We start from the raw sequence: 18,461 nt of genomic DNA, 5'->3' as shown, positions 1-18,461 counted from the left end.
GCGCAAGCGCCCGTTTTTCATTCTCCCTCCTCCGCCCGCCCGACCGATGAATACCACCGCCGATTCGCTCGTCACGCTCGCCGCACGCGTCGACGCGATCCAGCCCTTCTACGTGATGGAACTGATGAAGGAGGCACAGCGGCTCGAGTCCTCCGGGCGCGATGTTATCCACATGGGCATCGGCGAACCGGATTTCACCGCGCCGGAGCCTGTCGTCGAAGCGGCCGCGGCCGCGCTGCGCCGCGGCGTCACGCAGTACACGAGCGCGCTCGGCATTGCGCCGCTGCGCGAAGCGATCGCCGCGCACTACGCGCGCGCGTACGGCCTCACGATCAGCCCCGAACGGATCGTCGTGACGGCCGGCGCATCGGCCGCGCTGCTGCTCGCGTGCCTCGCGCTCGTCGGCCGCGACGACGAGGTGCTGATGCCCGACCCGTCGTATCCGTGCAACCGGCACTTCGTCGCGGCGGCCGAAGGCCGCGCTGTGCTCGTGCCGAGCGGCCCGGACGCGCGCTTCCAGCTCACCGAGGACGACGTCCGCACGCGCTGGAACGACCGCACGCGCGGCGTGCTGCTCGCGTCGCCGTCGAACCCGACCGGCACGTCGCTCGAGCCGGACGAACTGAAGCGGATCGTCGAAGCCGTACGCGCACGCGGCGGCTTCACGATCGTCGACGAGATCTATCAGGGGCTCAGCTATGACGCTGCGCCCGTGTCGGCGCTGTCGTTCGGCGACGATGTCGTCACGGTGAACAGCTTCTCGAAGTATTTCAGCATGACTGGCTGGCGGCTCGGCTGGCTCGTCGTGCCGCCCGCGCTGGTCGGTACGTTCGAGAAGCTTTCGCAGAACCTGTTCATCTGCCCGTCCGCACTCGCGCAGCACGCGGCGCTCGCGTGCTTCGAGCCAGCCACGCTCGACATCTACGAAGCGCGCCGGCTCGAATTCAAGCGCCGCCGCGATTTCATCGCACCGGCGCTCGAACGGCTCGGCTTCACGGTTCCGGTGATGCCCGACGGCGCGTTCTACGTGTATGCGCATTGCGGCGGCGTCGCGCACCCGGCGGCCGGCGACAGCGCCGCGCTCACGCAGGCGATGCTGCACGACGCGGGCGTCGTGCTGGTGCCCGGCATGGATTTCGGCGTCCATGCGCCGCGAGACTACATCCGGCTTTCCTATGCAACGGCCTACTCGCGGCTCGAAGAGGCAGTCGAACGGCTCGCGACGCTGTTCGGGCAGCACTGACACCGCGGCCCGCACGCCGGCCGTTCCGCGCACCGCAATCGGGATAGGGGCGGCCAGTTGATCTGGCCGATCCCCTCCCACACCACCCGGCATGCGGGTCCGCACCGGGCGGTTCGAGCAGTTGAGGTTACGAGAGCCGAGGCACCCCAAGTCGGTCGAAGTAGGCAACAGGCATCGCTCGGTTCAGCAACAGGCGGCTGTTGTGCCACCAGCTCCGGCTGTTCGCGGCCACCTTGCGAGCGTCCGCCTCCGAGGCACCCAATGCCAACAATTCCCGATACATCGTCGTGCCACGGCGCCAGTGCTTGAGCTGCATCGCGCGCAACCTGTGCCGGATCCACTTGTCGAGTTCGCGGAACACCTTGGGCGTCTGCGCCAACTGGAAGTACGCCTTCCAACCCGGCATGTACGCCCTCAGACGCTCCGCTACCTCTGGCAAGTTTCTCCCGCCCGAGCGGCGGGTCAGTTCCCGGATGCGTTGCTTGAAGGTCTCCAGGGCCTTTCGGGCCACCGCACATTTGATCCGGCCGCCCGCGCCGCGCCACAGTCTGTGGCCCAGGAACTTGCGACCGGTCGCCGGTGCGACCGCCGTCTTCGCCTCGTTGACCTTCAGGTGGAGCCGATCGTAGAGCTTGCGCAGTCCTTCCAGCACCCGTTCGCCCGACCGGCCACTGCGCACGTACACGTTGCAGTCGTCGGCATAGCGCACGAACCTGTGTCCGCGCCTCTCCAGTTCCCGGTCCACCTCGTCCAGCAGCACATTGGCCAGCAGCGGCGAGAGCGGCCCGCCTTGCGGCGTGCCCTCGTATCGCTCACTGACCACTCCGCCATCCATGATCCCGGCCACAAGGTAGAGACGAATCAGCCGCAGCACAGCCTTGTCGTCGATCCGCCTCGATAGCCGCTCCATCAGGATGTCGTGATTGACCCGATCGAAGAACTTCTCCAGATCCACATCGACCACCATCCGGTAGCCGTCCTGTACGTGTCGTTGTGCCATCAGCACCGCGTCGCGCGCTCGACGCCCCGGCCGGAAGCCGTAGCTGTGTTCGGAGAAGGTCGGATCAATGATGGGCTGCAGAACTTGCAGCAGGGCTTGCTGGATCAGCCGATCCGCGACCGTTGGAATCCCCAGTTCACGCATCCCGCCATCCGGCTTCGGAATCTGGACTCGCCGCACCGGCCATGGCCGATAGCTGCCGTCCAGTAATGCTTCCCGAATCCCGGGCCAGTGCGTCTTGAGGTGTTCCGCCGTCTCGGCAATCGACTTCCCATCCACCCCGGCACTGCCACGATTGGCTTTGACGCGTTTCCACGCCATCACCAGATTCGCTCTCGCGAGCGCCTGCGATAGCAGACTGTCTCGCCCCAAGCCTCCAGTTTCGTATCGCGCCGTCCGTGCTTCATCACGCCTCGCTTCAGGCTCGGCTTCACCTCGCCATCCCGCGTTGCGCGCTACCTGCGTAGCCTTCTGATGCCCTGCACGTCCGAGCGACACGTCCTTCGGCCCTCCTGCTCGTTCGGCCCTTTGCCCCCATACCAGCGGCTACTACGGCCTCTGCTGACTTCTCGCTCCGGCTCAGCACCGTCGCCCTTTCAGGCACAAGGCGAGATCTCCCCAGGTAAGAACGCACTCCTTCATCGCACAACCGCTGCATTTACGCCGCCTCGTCTTGATCACGAGAGCTTCGCGGTCTCTTGCCCGCTCGCCCTGCTCGGCAGCGCCTTCTATGCAGTTCTTGTCCATCGGCTCGCGATTTACGCTCCACGCTTCCTCCCCACACTCGGTCGCCCTCATGCAGTTGCGCTTCACTTCATTTGCCGTGATCAGCTTATGGCGGGACTTGCACCCGCAGGAGTGCGCCCATGCTGGGCGCACAAAAACAAAGGCCCTCGCATGAAGCGAGGGCCTTTTCGATTTCCTGCCGGCCGGAACCGTGCGCTACGTTATGCGCCGAGCTCCGAATGGCCACCGTGCGATTGCTTCGCGGTATCGACGCTTGCGTCGTCCTGCGGCGACGTTTCCTTCGGCGCGGCCGTCTTCGCCGACGCCGCGGTTTCGAGCGTCGCATGCACGCGCTTCGCGCCGCCAGCCGCCGTGACGGCCGCGGCCGTCACGATCGGCTTCGCCGGCGCCTGCGGCGCGTTGACCGGCACGCTGCGGCCATGCGACACGTCGCGCAGCCGGCCGCGCTCGGCCATCACCTTCGAACCGTATGCGGTGTCGTCGGGGTTCGTCGAGCCGTTGTACAGGCGCAGGCCGTTCGCCAGCGAGCCGCCGCGGGCGATGCAGTCCTTCAGCACGAGCGCGCCGACCTGGAGGTTCGCGAGCGGCTGCAGTGCAGTATCGGTGCCGCCGAAATACTCGAACTTGTCGGAATGGACCTTCGACATGACCTGCATCAGGCCCTTCGCGCCGACGCCGCTTTCGGCGTACGGGTTGAAGCCCGACTCGATCGCCATCACGGACAGCAGCAGCAGCGGATCGAGGCCGACGTCACGGCCGGTCTGGAACGCGGCCTTCACGAGCTGGCCGACCGGCTCCTGGGCGACACGGTAGCGGCGCGACAGGTAGGTCGCGACGAGCGCCTGTTCGCGGTTCGACGCGAGCGCACGGTCGTCGCGCGCCTCGGCTGCCACCCGCTGGGTCGGAATCAGTTTCGCAAGCGCGACGGGCGACGGGCCGTTGCGGGCCGGATCGGACGCATCGCCCTGCGCGGCGGCTTCCGGTGCGACGTCGAGGCCGACCGCGAGCGCGTCCGTTTCGGGGCTCTCTTCCTGCTGCGGCTGCGCGCCGGCAGGCGCGAAGTTCGGCAGCGGATGACCGGACAGCAGACGGGCCGGCCCGGCCTGCACGGCCGCGGAGACGACCGGCATCAGCTTCGCGGCAAGCGTGCCGCGGACGGTTGGCAGCAGCCACAGTGCAAGTGCAACCGCGACAGCGAGACAGCCGACAACGCTGAATAGATGGTGACTGACACGCGTCCCGCGACGCAGCATGTTGCGCACGATTTGCGCATGCTGCTCAGTGGGACGCCACGATAACCAAGCGTTCATTCAGATCATCTCCCATGAACATGACTCGTGCGGCTCGCTCAGCTCGATGGCGAGACAGAATACGCGCCGCGGAATCACGACGCCGCACGCCTTGGTTGGGACGTGCAAGCATCGGGGAAACGGTATAAGTACCGTTCGAGGCCACGGTGTAAGAAGGCCGACGCCTTCGCACAGTGGGCGAGACGGGCATACGCGGTGGCACCCACGCAAAAAACCAGCGTCTGGTAGCGCTGGTCGGGACTACGACTAAGGCCGTCGAATACGCCGTGCAGGATTCGGCGGACGGTGACGCGCTGCGTCAAAGATCGGTGATTGGCGGCTCGAAGCCTTTTACCCTGCAGCCAATGTGAGCGGATTCTAGCAGGGTTTTATAGATCGTCAACACTATAAAACCTCGAAATTATAACAAAAAGTAATTTAAAGCCGGCCTTCAGATCGGAGGCCCCGTGCCGTAGGGGGTTTGCGCGCGGCCGACTTTTTTCTCGGCCGGGCGTCCGTGCGGCGGGCCGGGTAAAATCGTCGGTCGATTCGGGGCCGCAGCCGGCCGCTGCGCCCGCCTACCGTCGCCCGCCATGCGGGCGGCCCGGACCTTCTTCATGAAATACAAAGACTTACGCGATTTCATCCAGCGCCTCGAGGCGCTCGGCGAACTGCGGCGCGTCACGCAACCCGTGTCGCCCGTGCTCGAAATGACCGAGCTGTGCGACCGCGTGCTGCGCGCCGGCGGCCCTGCGCTGCTGTTCAACGCACCGACCGGCCATGCGTTTCCCGTGCTCGGCAACCTGTTCGGCACGCCGCGCCGCGTCGCGCTCGGGATGGGCGTCGATGCGGGCGACGACGCCGCGCTCGGTTCGCTGCGCGATCTCGGCCGCCTGCTGTCCGCGCTGAAGGAACCCGACCCGCCGAAGAGCCTGAAGGACGCCGGCAAGCTGCTGTCGCTCGCGAAGGCCGTATGGGACATGGCGCCGAAGTCGGTGTCGTCGCCGCCATGCCAGGAGATCGTCTGGGAAGGCGCCGACGTCGACCTGAACAAGCTGCCGATCCAGACCTGCTGGCCCGGCGATGCGGGGCCGCTCGTCACGTGGGGCCTGACGGTCACGCGCGGGCCAAACAAGTCGCGCCAGAACCTCGGTATCTACCGTCAGCAACTGATCGGCCGCAACAAGCTGATCATGCGCTGGCTCGCGCATCGCGGCGGCGCGCTCGACTTCCGCGAATTCGCGCTGCAGAACCCCGGCAAGCCGTATCCGGTCGCGGTCGTGCTCGGCGCCGATCCGGCCACGACGCTCGGCGCGGTGACGCCCGTGCCCGATTCGCTGTCCGAATACCAGTTCGCCGGCCTGCTGCGCGGCAGCCGCACGGAGCTCGCGAAGTGCCTGACGCCCGGCGTCGACACGCTGCAGGTGCCCGCGCGCGCGGAGATCGTGCTGGAAGGCTTCATCCATCCGCAGGACGGCACCCCTGCCCCCGCTCCGGCCGGCGCGCCGCCGCGTCCGGCCGGCAACGCGTCCGCCGCGTACGAGCACGCGCTCGAAGGGCCGTACGGCGACCACACCGGCTATTACAACGAGCAGGAGTGGTTCCCGGTATTCACCGTCGAGCGCATCACGATGCGGCGCGACGCGATCTACCACTCGACCTACACGGGCAAACCGCCCGACGAGCCCGCGGTGCTCGGCGTCGCGCTCAACGAGGTGTTCGTGCCGCTGCTGCAGAAGCAGTTCGCGGAGATCACCGACTTCTACCTGCCGCCCGAAGGCTGCAGCTACCGGATGGCCATCGTCCAGATGAAGAAGAGCTACGCGGGCCACGCGAAGCGCGTGATGTTCGGCGTGTGGAGCTTCCTGCGGCAGTTCATGTATACGAAGTTCATCGTGGTCGTCGACGAGGACGTGAATATCCGCGACTGGAAGGAAGTGATCTGGGCGATCACGACGCGCGTCGACCCCGTGCGCGACACCGTGATGGTCGACAGCACGCCGATCGACTATCTCGACTTCGCGTCGCCGGTCGCCGGTCTCGGCTCGAAGATGGGGCTCGACGCGACCAACAAGTGGCCCGGCGAGACGAACCGCGAATGGGGCCGCCCGATCGAGATGGATGCAGCCGTGAAGGCGCGCGTCGACCGGCTCTGGCAGGAGATCGGACTCTGAGGCCGCACGGCCGGCGCGCGCCGGCCCGTGCATCGCACCCACCACACGAACGACGCAGATGAACTTTCCCCCCGCCTCGATGCTGTCCGACGGCTTCTTTCTGTCGCTGTCGCTGTGTCTCGACATCGGCCTCGTGAACGTCGCGATGCTGTCGCTGACGCTGTCGCACGGCTTCCGGCCGGGCTTCTGGCTCGGCGTCGGCTCGTGCGTCGGCGACCTCCTCTACGCGGCGCTCGCGCTCGCGGGGATGGCCGTGCTGCTGCAGTTCGAGGCCGTGCGGTGGATCGTGTGGATCGGCGGCGGCGCCGTGCTGCTGTTCCTCACGTGGAAGATGACGCGCGAAGCGCTGGCGCCGGCCAGCGCGGCCGACGACGACGTGGACGAGGCGCCGCCGCCGCGGGCGAGCGCGCGGCGCAGTTTCCTGCGCGGGATGCTGCTTGCGATGTCGTCGCCGAGCGCGATCCTGTGGTTCGCGGCGGTCGGCGGCGCGCTGATCGCGAAAGCCGGCGCGACCACGCCGGCCACCGCGTCGGTGTTCCTGTCGGGCTTCTTCCTCGGCGGCCTCGCGTGGACGCTCTTCATGTGCACGCTCGCGACCCAGGGTCGCAAGCGCGCGGGCGCCGGGCTGATGCGGGCGTGCCACATCGCGTCGGCACTGCTGTTCGCGTATTTCTCGTACAGCGTGATCGTCGGCGGCTACCGCGACCTGATCGCGCACGCGGTGTAAGCGAAGCCGACCTGCACGGGCCGCGCGTCGAGCGGCAGCCCCAAAGAAAAACGGCGCAGCGCCCCTCGCGGGACGGTGCGCCGTTTTGCCACGCGCGGTCAGGCCGCGCGGGACGGATCAGCGACGCCAGTAGCCGTGATGGCCCCAGCCGTAACCATGACGCCAGTACGGACGGCCGTAGTAACCGCCGTAACCGCCATAGCCGCCGACGACCACCGCGGGCGGCGGCGCATAGTAGGCCGGTGCCGGTGCGTAGTAGACGGGCGGAGGCGGCGGCGCGTAGTACACGGGCGGCGGCGGTGCATAAACCGGATACGCGGGCGCGACCGGGATACCGATGCCGACCCCGATCGACACGTGAGCCTGCGCGGCGCTTGCGGCACCCAGGCCCAGCGCGGCGGCGGCGATGAACGGAATGAGCTTTTTCACTTCGATTCTCCTGCTGGAGCGGTATTTTATGCGCTCCTGTCGGCAACGGCGGGCATGCACGTCGCATGGAAGCAATGTAGCGAAAACCCACCCCTCGCGTGTTTCGCATTTGTTGCAAATTGCAATCGCACGCGGCCGGAGCCGCCGTGGGGCGTGGCTTCCGGAGCTTGCGGCGACCCTTGCAGGTCGCGCGATTCCGTCCGACGAGTCGGGTCGCAACGCGACGGCCGGTCAGTCTTACCGGATATGGCATGTGCGGCGGGCACGCGTACGTAATGAACGATTACAAATTTGAAACAAGACACCGACAAATCAAGATGAACGCCCGCGCCATGCGTTGCGGGGTCGGATTCGACGATCGCGATTCGACCGCCATGGCGGACGCAAATGCGCGCGTGGATCGCTCCGCATACCGGTCATGACGCCCTGCGTCCGCGCGGCAATCGACCGTCCGCGAACGTGCTTTTATTCCTGCGATACTGGCAACTGCTTCGTTTTCGCTTACATCCGCTGCCATGCCTCTCCCCGACACACCCCGTCTCGGCTTCATCGGCGCCGGCCGCCTCGCGCGCTGCGTCGCGCAGCGCTTCGCGCAGGCCGGCTTTCCCGTCGCCGCGATCGCGAGCCGCACGCCCGAATCGGCCGCGGCCCTTGCCGCGCGCATCGACGGCTGCCAGGCCGTCGACACGCCGCAGCAGGTCGCCGACGCCGCCGACCTGATCTTCCTGACGGTCCCCGACGACCATCTCGCGTCGACCGCCGCGGCGCTCCGCTTCGACGCATCGCGCGCCGCCGCTCAGGCGGTCGTCCACTGCAGCGGCGCGTCGGCGGTCGCGCTGCTCGATCCGGCGCAACGGCAAGGCACGGCCACCGGCGGCTTCCATCCGCTCTACCTGTTCGGCGGCACCGACGCCGACCTCACGCGCATCGACGGCTGCTCGGTCACGATCGAAGCCGACGGCGCACTGCATGCGACGCTGATGCGACTTGCCGCCGCACTCGGCTGCCATCCGCTGTCGATTCCGGCCGGCGGCCGGATGCTCTATCACGCGGCCGCACACTATGCGGCGAGCTTCGCGCTGTGCGGGCTGTCGGAAGCGGTCGAGCTGTGGCGCGGCCTCGGGTTCGACGAGGATGCCGCGCTGCGCGCGCTGCTGCCGATGCTCGCCGGCACGATCGAGACCGCACGCGACAAGGGGCTCGCGAATGCGCTCGCCGGCCCCGTGTCGCGCGGCGATACGGGCATCGTCGAACGCCAGCTCGCGCTGCTCGAAGCGCGCGGCGGCGATCACGCGACGCTGTACGCGTTGATGACGCGCCGCGCGGTCGCGCTCGCGGCGAAGCGTGCGGTGCCGCCGGCGTCGCTGCCGGCGCTCGCCGAAGCCGTCGAAACGTCGCTCGCGCGCACGGCCGCGCCCCCCTCCCCGTCGCGAGACGAGGCGTGATAAGGTGTCGGCCGATGCGCCGCCATCCGGCGTTGGCGGCCGCACGCTACTGACCGTATAAAAAGGATGCCAACGATGTTCGGCGAGATCGCCCGTTTTCTGCTCAATACCGTCTTCACGCTGTTCGGCGCCGCGCTGATCCTGCGCGTCTGGATGCAGGCCGTCCGCGTGCCGCCGTACAACCCCGTCACGCAGGCCGTGCTGCAGGCGACCAACTGGCTGGTGCTGCCGCTGCGCCGCGTGATCGCGGGCGTGCGCGGCATCGACTGGGCCAGCATCGTCGCCGCGCTGCTTACCGCGCTCGTCTACGTCGTGCTGATGGTCGTGATGGCCGGCTTCGATCCGGCCGCGGCGATCCCGACACTCGTCGTGGTCGCGCTGCTCACCGTCGTGAAGTGGGCGCTCAACCTCGTGATCTGGATGACGATCCTGATGGCGCTGCTGTCGTGGCTCAACCCGCGCTCGCCGGCGATGCCGATCCTGTTCCAGCTCACCGCGCCGTTCCTGAACCCGCTGCGCCGAATCATCCCGAACCTCGGCGGCATCGATCTGTCGCCGATCCTGCTGTTCGTGATCGTGCAGGTGCTGCTGATGATCGTCACGCGCGCCGCCGTGTCGCTGACGATGTTCGGCATCTGACGCCCCAGGGCCTGTCCACGCTGATAACGGAAACAGGCCCTACGCCGCCGGCCCCTGCGCCGGCGGTGTGCCGAGCGTGTCGATCACGCCGAAGCGCGCCGGAATCATCGCGTAGCACACGCGCACTTTCTCGTGCGACAGCCGTTCGAGCAAACGCTGCGCTTCGTCCTCGGTGACGATGAATTCGACCTCGATCGCGAGCGAACCCTGCAGTTCGAAGAAGCGGTCCTCGTGCAGCACGCGATGCTGGCCGAAGCCGGCCATCGCGCGAAACGCGGAACCGCCCGCGACGCCCATCCGGTTCGCCTCTTCCAGCAGCCATTCCCACAGCGGCTTCCAGTGCAGCCGGTGCTGCTCGTGCAGGTAGAAGCGCAAGAAGATCCTGTCCATCGCTCCCTCCGATGGCGGCCCGCTCAGGCCGCCGCGAGCCACGCGCGCGCGGTCCACATGCCGAGCGCCGTCAGCGCGAACGATCCAGTCAAGTGTAGGGCAGCCACCGCAAACGCCCATCCGAATTCGCCCTCGAGCGCATGGGTCATCACTTCGACCGAATAGGTCGAGAACGTCGTGAGGCCGCCGAGGAAGCCCGTGATCACGAACAGCCGCCACTCGGGCGGCAGCCCGACGCGGGCCGTGAACACGACGGCGGCAATGCCGATCACGTAGCCGCCGATCAGGTTCGCGGCGAGCGTGCCGAGCGGCACGGCGGGAAAGAATTCGTTGAGCGCGAGGCTCAGGAACCAGCGCAGCAACGCGCCGAGCCCGGCGCCGACGAAGATCGCGACGATCGAATAGAACAAGGGCACTCCTCGCTGACGACGCCGCGTGGCGGATGCGGCTACGCTGAACTGTATGCGGAATCGCGCCGCGGCGGCAATGCCGGCGGAGCGGGCCATCGTGCGCCGGATCGTGTCGCACGGGCGTGACGCATTTCATTAATCCCGCGAGTCCGCCGTACTCGATATTTTCCGGCGCATTACGCAGGTCATTACGAATTGATTCAAAATCGATCGATTATTTATCAGCCTTTAAAAAATCGGAAAAGCAGCTTCGTTCGCCGTATGGAAACCCGGAAAACCCCAAATTCCACGGGGCTTCCGCGTAGTTTCCCTTATCAGACATTCCCGTATCCGGCCGATATTCCATCCAATTGACTTCGCCGATTTTGTAAACTGGTTTCGCCAACCCACTCCATCGACATGGAGACTCGAAAAATGAACAATATCCGCCTGTCAGCCATGTTGATTCCGGCGCTGTGCGCGTCGCTGCTCGCATCGGGTGTCGCGCTCGCCGACGGCAACGGACCGCCGTCCTACGTCGAAGGCAACCGCGCGCCGAAAGGCTTCGCGCGCCCGCCGTTCCACACGAAGCCGCGCGCGAGCACGGCCACGGTATCCGGCCTCACGCCCGCGCTCACCCGACACGCGTACGGGTTCGACACGATCGCCAACCAGGGCGACGGGATGGTCGTCGCGATCGTCGATGCGTACGACGACCCGAAGATCGAGGCCGATCTCGGCGTGTTCAGCAACGCGTTCTCGCTGCCGGCCTGCACGTCGTCGAACGGCTGCTTCACCAAGGTGTACGCGCGCGGCACACGGCCCAAGACCGATTCGGGCTGGGCGCTCGAGATGTCGCTCGACGTCGAATGGGTGCACGCGATCGCGCCGAAGGCGAAGATCATGCTCGTCGAGGCCGCGTCGGCCAGCTTCAACGACCTGCTGGCGGCGGTCGACGTCGCGGTCAAGCGCGGCGCGTCGGTCGTGTCGATGAGTTTCGGCGGCAGCGAGTTCAGCAGCGAGACCGGCTTCGACAGCCACTTCAACGTCGCGGGCGTCACGTTCGTCGCGTCGTCGGGCGACAGCGGCGCCGGGACCGAATACCCGGCCGCGTCGCCTTACGTGGTCGCAGTGGGCGGCACGACGTTGTCCACCGATACGTACGGCAACTACGTCGGCGAGACGGCGTGGAGCGGCAGCGGCGGCGGCGTGAGCACCGTCGAGGCCGAGCCGGCCGGCCAGGCCGGGTGGCCGGTTCCGGTCGCCGGCAAGCGCGGCGTGCCCGATGTCAGCTATGACGCGAATCCGTCCAGCGGCTTCGCGGTGTACGACTCGGTCACCTATCAGGGGCAGGCGGGCTGGTTCCAGGTCGGCGGCACGAGCGCGGGCGCACCGCAATGGTCGGCGCTCGTCGCGATCGCGAATTCGCTGCGCGCGGCGGCCGGCAAGAGCAGGTTGAGCGGCACCTACGACTCGCTCTATACGGTCGGGAAATCCGCGTACGGAACCGACTTTCACGACGTGACGACCGGGTCCAACGGCAGTTGCGGCAGCGTCTGCAACGCAGCGGGCGGCTACGACTACGTGACGGGTCTCGGTTCGCCGCTCGCGCCGTCGCTCGTGCAGGCGCTCGTCGGCCGGCCGTAACCGCGCGGCCGTCGCCGGCCGGCTCGTGGCGTGGCGTCAGCCGCCGCGCCACGTGCGGTCGAGCGCAGTCAGCGTCGCCAGCGCACCGCCCTTCAATCCGATCACGTCCGCGCGGCGCGCATGCGCTTCGCGCGCGTTGATGCGGATCACATCGGCGCCGAGCCGTTCGCTCAGCAGACGCACGGTCGGAATCGCGGTGCCCGCGCCGATCTCGACCACGGCGACGCGCCCGGCCTGCGCGATCCAGTCTTCCAGCGCACGTTCCTGCGCGTCGTAGCGCGCCCCGAGCCAGCCGGTATCGCCGAACATCAGGATGTTCGGCCGCGCAAGGCCGCCGCAGTGCGGACAGCGCGGCGCTTCGCCGACCAGCCGGCAGGTGGCTTCGTCGACGTCCGGCACGAACGGCGCCGCATCCCACGTGTCGTCCGAGCATGGCCGCAGGCACTGCATCGCATGAATCGAGCCGTGGATCTCGACGATTCGCGCCGGATCGAAACCGGCTTTCTGGAACTGGCCGTCGACGTTGCTCGTCAGCACGAAGCCGCCGTTCGGCATCGCGTCGATCCAGCGGCGCAGGATCGCGAAGCCTGCATGCGGCACCGTCGCGCGGTAGAGCGCGAGACGGTGTCCGTAGAACCCCCACGCGAGTTGCGCACGCGCACGAAACGCGTGCGGCGATGCGATCTCGTGGAATTCGAAACGCTCGTGGCGCAGCGCCGGGTAGGCGCGCCAGAAGCCGTCCGTACCGCGGAAATCGGGCAACCCGGAATCGACGCCGATGCCTGCGCCGGCCGTCACGAGCAACGCGTCGGCGCGCGCGAGCGCGTCAACGGCGGCAGCGACGAGATCGGCGGGAAGCTGCGCGGCGGCAACGGTGGAGTCGGCGGAATCGGGGAACGGCATGACAGGGCGGCGGTAACGTCGAACGGTGCGCGGGTGGCGTCGCGATCATACGCCGGTTCGGGCGCCGCGCCGCATGCGCGAAGCATCGGCATGACGCGATCATGCTGTCACGATTCCACGTGGCACCGCGCTTGTCCCGCTGCGGCCGAAGCCGACGTTGGCCGATGCGGGAAGGCGCCAGTGAAGTTGCGCCCCGACACCTCCCCGCCTGCTCAGCTATCCGAATCGTCTTGCACGACCGGAATCTCGTCGATCGCGAAAAAGACCGGCTTGCCGATCTGCCGCGCGAGACTCACATCCGCGTCCGCGCCGCGCGACGCGCCGTCGATCCGCCACACGGCATCGCAGCGCCGCAGCAGCCGGTGCGCGGCCGGATACAGGAACGCCTCGCTGATTTCGTCGCCGACCTGTCGCGACCCGGCCGCGACCGCGAGCGGCAGCGACACCCACTCGCCGATCATCGGCACATGCCCGCGGCGATACACGGCGAGCGCCGCCGCTTCCAGCCGGTGCAGGTTCGCGGCGATGCGCGCGGGGTCGCCATCCGTGCCGCTGCGATAGGGGCCGGCGACCAGCACGAGCAGCGGCGTCACGTCGCGCGCGCGCCGGCGGTTTCCCGCAGCGCGACGTACTGCAGCAGCATGATCGTCTTCGCGTCGACGATCTCGCCGCGCTCGATCGCGTCCAGCGCCGCCTGCAGCGGCATCTCGACGACCTCGAGATCCTCGCCTTCTTCCGCGACGCCGCCGCCGTCGCCGGTGCGCAGCGACGCATCGTATTCGCCGACGAAGAAATGCAGCTTCTCCGTCACGGAACCCGGGCTCATGAACGCCTCGAACACCTTGCGCACGCCGCGCACGCGATAGCCGGTCTCCTCCTCGGCCTCCGCACGGATGCGGGCTTCGGGCGTCGCGTCGTCGAGCAGGCCGGCGGCCGCTTCGAGCAGCATGCCATCATGCCCGCTGACGAACGCCGGCATCCGGAACTGCCGCGTCAGCAGCACGTCGCCCGTGCCGGCATTGCGCAGCAGGATGGTCGCGCCGTTGCCGCGATCGTAGGTCTCGCGGCTCAGGCGCTGCCACGTTCCGTCGCGGCGCAGGAAATCGAACGTCACCTTCTTCAGCACATACCAGTCATCGGACAGCACCGTCGTATCGACGATGCGCACGCGGTCCCGCGTTGCAGCCATCGCAGCCTCCCATTCGACAAAAGACGGCGCCCATGGTAACGTGCATATTCGTGCAACTTCAAGAAATTTCGTGCAATCACGATGCTGACGACGCAACGCAAGAAAGCGATCCTCGACGCGCTCGCACGCGACGGCCAGGTGCTGGCCGTCGAGCTGAGCGCGCAATTCGGCGTGTCCGAAGACACGATCCGCCGCGACCTGCGCGAGCTGGCGGCCGAAGGCCTGCTGCAGCGCGTGCATGGCGGCGCGCTCCCGGCGTCGCCGGCCGTCGCGCCGTTCGCGCAGCGCGAGGCGCTCGAAACGGCGGAAAAACGCCGCATCGCACGGCGGGCCGCGGAGATGATCGCGCCCGGGCAAGTGGCGATCGTCGACGGCGGCACGACGTCGGCGCTGCTCGTCAGCCAGTTGCCGGCCGACCTGCGCGCGACGATCGTCACGCACAGCCCGAGCGTCGCCGTCGCGCTGGCCGCGCATCCGTCGATCGACGTGATCCTGATCGGCGGGCGGCTCTACAAGCATTCGATCGTCGCGGTCGGCGCCGCGGCGATGGAAGGCATCGCACGCATCCATGCGGACCTGTACTTCATGGGCGTCACGGGCGTGCATCCGGTCGCGGGGCTGAGCACCGGCGACTTCGAGGAAGCGGCGATCAAGCGCGCGCTGGCCGAACGCGCGGCCGAGACGGTCGTGCTCGCGTCGCAGTCGAAACTGCGCGCGGCGTCGCAGTTCGTGATCGGCGACATCACGCTGGCACAGACGGTCGTGGTCGAGAAGGAAACCGAAGCCGCGCTGACGAAGCCGATCGAGGCGGCGGGCGTGACGGTCGTGCGCGCATAGCGGCGCCGGTTCGGGCCGTCCGGTGCGCGAAGGATCGTGCCGGTCGAATCGGCGGCGGGCTTTCAGCACGCCGGCGCCGCATCGATGTCAGCGTGCTGACAGGCACCGCTTGCTAACATGGGCGCCCGCCCGATCGCCACGCACCGCCCGCCCGATGCCCCCGTCCTTGACCACCACCACGCCTGCGCCGCCCGCAGGCAATGCGCCGCCGCCCGGCATCCTCGCGCTGTTCGTGGTATTCGCGCAGATCGGCCTGACCAGTTTCGGCGGCGGGCTGAGCGGGCGAATGATGCGCGACTTCGTGTACGAGCGGCGCTGGCTCGACGAAGAGGCGTTCCTCAACGGCCTCGCGCTGTCGCAGGCGCTGCCGGGCGTCAACGTGAAGAACCTCGCGATCTGGATCGGCTACCGGCTCGCCGGATGGCGCGGCGCGGTGGCCGGCTTCACCGGCATCATCGCGCCGCCGGCCGTGCTGATCGTGCTGTTCGGCGTCGCGTTCTCGACCCTCACACGCTTCCCGCTCACGCATGTCGCGCTCGCCGGCGCGGCCGCCGCGGCGATCGGGCTGTCGATCTCGATGGCGATCACGGCCGTGCGCCGGCTGCCGCGCCGCGCTTTGCCGTTCACGGTGGCGACGCTCACCTTCGCGTCGGTGGCGGTGCTCCACTGGCCGCTCGTATGGACCGTGCTGATCGGCGGCACGTTGAGCGTCGCGCTCGAATACCGCCGCGCGGCCGCGGCACCGGCCAGGAGCGACGCGCAATGACCGCATCGCACCGCTACGCCGCGCTGTTCGGCGTGTTCGCGCCGCTGTCGATCGCGACGATCGGCGGCGGGCAGGCGATCATCGCCGACATCCAGCGGCAGGTCGTCGACGTGCATCACTGGATGACGGCCACGCAGTTCGTGAACGACTTCGCGATCGCGCGGATGGCGCCGGGCCCCGGCTCGCTGCTGGCCACGCTGATCGGCTGGCAGGTCGCCGGCTTCTGGGGCGCGGTGATCGCGACGCTCGCGCTGTTCGGCCCGACCGCGTTCCTGATCTACGGCATCGCGCATCTGTGGCGGCGGCACCAGGGCGCGCGCTGGCAGATCGCGCTCGAAGCCGGCCTGCGTCCGGTCGCGGCCGGCATGATCGTCGCGTCGGTGTGGGTGCTGCTGCAGGCGCTCGACGGCGGCTGGCCCGCACGCGCGATCGCGGTCGCATCGACGCTGTGCGTGATGTATTCGCGCATTCACGCGCTGCTGCTGATCGCGGTGGGTGCGCTGCTGCTCGTCGGCGTGCATGCGATCGGCGGCGTGTAACTCACACCGCCGTCGCGCCGCAACGCCGCTGATACATCTGGACATCTAGACGCCGCGAAACACCGGCGCGCGCCGCTCCGCAAACGCCCGCAGCCCTTCGTCGAAATCCACGCCTTCGCATGCTTGCCGGCGCAGCTCGACGATCCGTTCGAACGCGTCGACCGGCAACGGCCGCGCGTCCTGCAGCACGCGCAACTGCTCCTTCACGGCTTGAACCGCGAGCGGCGCCTTCGCGGCAATCGTGCGCGCGGCGTCGAGCGCCGTTTCGTCGACATCGCCCGCCTCCGCCAGCCGGTTCACCAGCCCGTGATGCGCGGCGCGCTCCGCGTCGAGCGGCTGCGCGCAGAAGAACAGTTCCTTCAGCACGTGGATCGGCAGGTTGTCGTAGAAGCGCAGCAGGCCGCTCGTCGAATACGGCAGCCCGATGTTCGCGGGCGTCATCGCGAAGCGTGCGTCGCGCGCCGCGACGACGAGGTCGCAGCTCATCACGAGATCGACCGCCCCGCCCCACGCCGACCCCGCCACCGCCGCGATCACCGCGCCCGGATAGGTCCGCACGCGCCGCAGCGCACGTTCGAGCGGCTTGTCGTAAGCGAGCGGATCGCGGTCGTCGGCCAGTTCGCGCAGGTCGTGCCCCGCGCTCCACACGTCGCCGCTGCCGTCGTTCGACAGGATCACGACGGGCGGCGGCCCCAACGCGGCAAGTTCATCCAGGCGCGCGACCAGCGCATCGAGCAACGGCGCGTCGAGCGCATGCCGCCGCGCCGGATTCGCGAACCGCACGCGCGCGATCCGCTCGCCGATCATGTCGACCGTCACGGTCGACGGCACATCGTGTTTCGTCGTGTCGGTCATTGCACGGCCTCCGCCACGGCTTCCGCCTGGAAGATCGCGCGCTCGGCCAGCAGCGCGTCGATCGCGTCGTCGCCGTAACCCGCTTCGCGCAGCACGTCGACCGTGTGCTCGCCGAGCAGCGGCGGCGCATGGCGCGTGCGCGGCGCCGGCACCGCTTCGCCCATCCCGCCGAGCGGCGTGACGACCTGACGCAGCGTCCCGAGCGTCGGATGCGTGACTGGTTCGACCAGCCCGCAGTGCGCGAGCTGCGGATCGTCGAACACTTCGTCGAGCGTATTGATCGGGCCGGCCGGCAATCCGGCCTCGACGAAACGCTGCGTCCATTCGCGCTTGCCGCGCGTGCGCAGCCGGCTTTCGAGCAGCGCCTTCAGCGCGTCGCGGTGCGCGACGCGCGCATCGTTGGTCGCGAAGCGCGGATCGTTCGGCAACTCGGGCAGGTCCAGCAACCGGCACAGCCGCAGCCACATGTCGGTCGTGATCGGCGCGAGGTTGAGCGGCCCGTCGGCCGTTTCGAACACGCCGTACGGCGCGATCACCGCATGCGCATTGCCGGTGCGGCGCGGCACGTCGCCGAGGCTCAGGTAGCGTTGCCCGTGCACGCTCAGCAGCGCGACGAGGCTTTCGAGCAGCGATGTGCCGACATGCTGCCCGCGCCCCGTGCGTTCGCGCTCGAACAGCGCGGCCATCACGCCGGTCGCTACCCACATCCCCGAGCTGAGATCGCCGATCGCGGTGCCCGTGCGAGTCGGCTCGCCATCCGGAAAGCCGGTGACGCTCATCAGCCCCGCGTAGCCCTGCGCGATCTGGTCGAAACCCGGCCAGTCGCGCAACGGGCCGCGCGGGCCGAACGCGGTGACGCTGCCCATCACGAGCCGCGGATCGCGCGCGCTCAGCGCGGCATAGCCGAGCCCCATCGCGTCCATCGTGCCGGCCTTGAAATTCTCGATCACGACGTCGGCCTGCGCGATCAGCCGCCGCACGACGTCGAGGCCGGCCGGCTGCCGGAAATCCACGCAGATGCCGCGTTTGTTGCGGTTGCAGGACAGGTAGTACGTGCTCACGCCGCGATCGAACGGCCCCCATGCGCGGCTCATGTCGCCGTTCGGCCCCGACTCGACCTTGATCACGTCGGCGCCGAGATCGGCGAGCACCATCGAGCAGAACGGCCCCGACAGCGCGCGACTCAGGTCGACGACCCTGATTCCTTGTAATGCCTGCATTCCGGACTCCTGATATTGATGACTGGGTGTTGC

20 protein-coding genes are annotated in these 18,461 nt (G+C 68.3%); 10 read left to right on the top strand and 10 right to left on the bottom strand.

Annotated elements, in window-relative coordinates:
• The first annotated feature begins 46 nt into the window (after positions 1-46).
• Positions 47-1,243 carry a pyridoxal phosphate-dependent aminotransferase gene (locus LXM88_RS09610; protein ID WP_262541643.1) on the top strand — a complete coding sequence of 399 codons (1,197 nt, stop codon included), beginning with the start codon at positions 47-49 and terminating at the stop codon, positions 1,241-1,243.
• 127 nt (positions 1,244-1,370) lie between these two features.
• Here the strand turns inward: LXM88_RS09610 and ltrA are convergent, their stop codons facing one another.
• Both ltrA and LXM88_RS09600 read right to left on the bottom strand, forming a co-directional pair.
• The gene (gene ltrA / locus LXM88_RS09605) at positions 1,371-2,741 is read right to left on the bottom strand and encodes a group II intron reverse transcriptase/maturase (protein ID WP_412524130.1); all 1,371 of its coding nucleotides are present in this window, start codon (positions 2,739-2,741) and stop codon (positions 1,371-1,373) included.
• Positions 2,742-3,190: 449 nt separating this feature from the next.
• Positions 3,191-4,300, bottom strand: coding sequence for a lytic transglycosylase domain-containing protein (locus tag LXM88_RS09600; RefSeq protein WP_262541640.1), 1,110 nt, complete (start codon positions 4,298-4,300; stop codon positions 3,191-3,193).
• A 596-nt stretch (positions 4,301-4,896) separates the two neighbouring features.
• Between LXM88_RS09600 and LXM88_RS09595 the strand changes: the two genes are divergently transcribed.
• Both LXM88_RS09595 and LXM88_RS09590 read left to right on the top strand, forming a co-directional pair.
• On the top strand, positions 4,897-6,453 hold the full coding sequence (locus LXM88_RS09595) for a UbiD family decarboxylase (RefSeq protein ID WP_262541638.1): 1,557 nt from the start codon (positions 4,897-4,899) through the stop codon (positions 6,451-6,453).
• Positions 6,454-6,511: 58 nt separating this feature from the next.
• A complete protein-coding gene (locus tag LXM88_RS09590; protein ID WP_262541637.1) occupies positions 6,512-7,180 on the top strand; it encodes a LysE family translocator in 669 nt (222 codons plus the stop codon).
• Positions 7,181-7,297: 117 nt separating this feature from the next.
• Here LXM88_RS09590 and LXM88_RS09585 read toward each other — a convergent pair whose 3' ends face one another.
• The gene (locus tag LXM88_RS09585; protein ID WP_262541636.1) at positions 7,298-7,609 is read right to left on the bottom strand and encodes a hypothetical protein; all 312 of its coding nucleotides are present in this window, start codon (positions 7,607-7,609) and stop codon (positions 7,298-7,300) included.
• Positions 7,610-7,884: 275 nt separating this feature from the next.
• On the opposite strand from LXM88_RS09585, the gene LXM88_RS09580 reads away from it, so the two are divergent.
• The 3 genes from LXM88_RS09580 to LXM88_RS09570 all read left to right on the top strand — a co-directional run bounded on the left by LXM88_RS09580 (position 7,885) and on the right by LXM88_RS09570 (position 9,693).
• Positions 7,885-8,031, top strand: coding sequence for a hypothetical protein (locus LXM88_RS09580; RefSeq protein WP_262541634.1), 147 nt, complete (start codon positions 7,885-7,887; stop codon positions 8,029-8,031).
• Between the two features lie 93 nt (positions 8,032-8,124).
• On the top strand, positions 8,125-9,054 hold the full coding sequence (locus LXM88_RS09575; protein WP_262541633.1) for a Rossmann-like and DUF2520 domain-containing protein: 930 nt from the start codon (positions 8,125-8,127) through the stop codon (positions 9,052-9,054).
• A 75-nt stretch (positions 9,055-9,129) separates the two neighbouring features.
• Entirely contained in the window at positions 9,130-9,693 is a 564-nt protein-coding gene (locus LXM88_RS09570; RefSeq protein ID WP_262541632.1) for a YggT family protein, read from the top strand.
• A 39-nt stretch (positions 9,694-9,732) separates the two neighbouring features.
• Here the strand turns inward: LXM88_RS09570 and LXM88_RS09565 are convergent, their stop codons facing one another.
• Positions 9,733-10,083, bottom strand: a complete 351-nt coding sequence (locus LXM88_RS09565; protein ID WP_262541631.1) for a DUF190 domain-containing protein — start codon at positions 10,081-10,083, stop codon at positions 9,733-9,735.
• 23 nt (positions 10,084-10,106) lie between these two features.
• Complete coding sequence (gene crcB, locus LXM88_RS09560; protein WP_174379676.1) at positions 10,107-10,493, bottom strand: fluoride efflux transporter CrcB; 387 nt, start codon at positions 10,491-10,493, stop codon at positions 10,107-10,109.
• 414 nt (positions 10,494-10,907) lie between these two features.
• Between crcB and LXM88_RS09555 the strand changes: the two genes are divergently transcribed.
• Complete coding sequence (locus LXM88_RS09555; RefSeq protein ID WP_262541630.1) at positions 10,908-12,119, top strand: S53 family peptidase; 1,212 nt, start codon at positions 10,908-10,910, stop codon at positions 12,117-12,119.
• A 36-nt stretch (positions 12,120-12,155) separates the two neighbouring features.
• On the opposite strand, the gene LXM88_RS09550 is transcribed toward LXM88_RS09555, so the two are convergent.
• The 3 genes from LXM88_RS09550 to LXM88_RS09540 form a co-directional block, all read right to left on the bottom strand.
• Positions 12,156-13,022, bottom strand: coding sequence for an SIR2 family NAD-dependent protein deacylase (locus LXM88_RS09550; protein ID WP_262541629.1), 867 nt, complete (start codon positions 13,020-13,022; stop codon positions 12,156-12,158).
• Between the two features lie 212 nt (positions 13,023-13,234).
• Positions 13,235-13,615 carry a DUF4406 domain-containing protein gene (locus LXM88_RS09545; protein WP_262541628.1) on the bottom strand — a complete coding sequence of 127 codons (381 nt, stop codon included), beginning with the start codon at positions 13,613-13,615 and terminating at the stop codon, positions 13,235-13,237.
• Entirely contained in the window at positions 13,612-14,211 is a 600-nt protein-coding gene (locus LXM88_RS09540; RefSeq protein ID WP_262541627.1) for an NUDIX domain-containing protein, read from the bottom strand. The genes LXM88_RS09545 and LXM88_RS09540 overlap by 4 nt, the downstream gene beginning before the upstream one ends.
• An 81-nt stretch (positions 14,212-14,292) precedes the next feature.
• On the opposite strand from LXM88_RS09540, the gene LXM88_RS09535 reads away from it, so the two are divergent.
• From LXM88_RS09535 to LXM88_RS09525, 3 genes are all read left to right on the top strand, one after another.
• Positions 14,293-15,048, top strand: a complete 756-nt coding sequence (locus LXM88_RS09535; protein ID WP_096472667.1) for a DeoR/GlpR family DNA-binding transcription regulator — start codon at positions 14,293-14,295, stop codon at positions 15,046-15,048.
• A gap of 154 nt (positions 15,049-15,202) precedes the next feature.
• Positions 15,203-15,814 carry a chromate transporter gene (locus tag LXM88_RS09530; RefSeq protein ID WP_262541626.1) on the top strand — a complete coding sequence of 204 codons (612 nt, stop codon included), beginning with the start codon at positions 15,203-15,205 and terminating at the stop codon, positions 15,812-15,814.
• Entirely contained in the window at positions 15,811-16,353 is a 543-nt protein-coding gene (locus LXM88_RS09525) for a chromate transporter (protein ID WP_262541625.1), read from the top strand. The genes LXM88_RS09530 and LXM88_RS09525 overlap by 4 nt, the downstream gene beginning before the upstream one ends.
• A gap of 45 nt (positions 16,354-16,398) precedes the next feature.
• Here the strand turns inward: LXM88_RS09525 and scpB are convergent, their stop codons facing one another.
• Together scpB and LXM88_RS09515 are read right to left on the bottom strand one after the other, a co-directional pair.
• Positions 16,399-17,208, bottom strand: a complete 810-nt coding sequence (scpB, locus tag LXM88_RS09520; RefSeq protein WP_262541624.1) for a methylmalonyl-CoA decarboxylase — start codon at positions 17,206-17,208, stop codon at positions 16,399-16,401.
• On the bottom strand, positions 17,205-18,428 hold the full coding sequence (locus tag LXM88_RS09515; protein WP_262541623.1) for a CaiB/BaiF CoA transferase family protein: 1,224 nt from the start codon (positions 18,426-18,428) through the stop codon (positions 17,205-17,207). Before LXM88_RS09515 ends, scpB begins: the two co-directional genes overlap by 4 nt.
• Positions 18,429-18,461 lie beyond the last annotated feature (33 nt).

Source organism: Burkholderia sp. S-53, assembly GCF_025560745.1.
Taxonomy (GTDB): domain Bacteria; phylum Pseudomonadota; class Gammaproteobacteria; order Burkholderiales; family Burkholderiaceae; genus Burkholderia; species Burkholderia pyrrocinia.
This window is presented reverse-complemented; position numbering and strand designations above follow the sequence as displayed.